Origin of the sequence: Bacillus sp. C28GYM-DRY-1, from assembly GCF_030519405.1 — a bacterium.
In the GTDB taxonomy this organism is placed as follows: Bacteria; Bacillota; Bacilli; order Bacillales; family Bacillaceae; genus Bacillus; species Bacillus spizizenii_A.
On the sequence record NZ_JAUMKF010000072.1, the window covers coordinates 1 to 397 of the forward strand.

Sequence of the window (397 nt, forward strand, 5' to 3'; positions counted from 1 at the left end):
GGTGCTCGCTGAGTTGGGCCAGGCGTACGCCCAGCCGATGCCGGGCGAGGGCGGCAAGCGGCGTGTCCTTGACGTCACGCTGACCCAGAAGGAGCTGGCGTCGCTGGCTGGGCTCGCACTGCCGACGGCCGAAAAGAGCCTGGCCACCCTGACGGCGTTGGGGCTCGTGCAATGCAGTTACCGAAACATCACCATCTGTGACGTGCCCAGGTTGCTGGAATTCGCCAAACTTGGGGGAGAGAACCCGTACTGAGACGGGATCAGTTTCGGCCGCATCTCCTAGCCTCTGGTCAGCGCATTGCGCACAGTGCCTGCCCAGAGAGGATGATCGGGTGGTTGAGTGGCACGGGTACTACCCCTGTACCTGTATAGCCGTGGACGCACAGTCCTACGGAAG

Annotated in this window: 1 protein-coding gene; it reads left to right on the plus strand. The window is 63.2% G+C overall.

The window, feature by feature from the left end:
- A partial coding sequence (locus Q3W56_RS20725) for a helix-turn-helix domain-containing protein (RefSeq protein ID WP_302896708.1) occupies positions 1–253 on the plus strand: 253 nt, incomplete at its 5' end.
- Between the last annotated feature and the right edge of the window lie 144 nt (positions 254–397).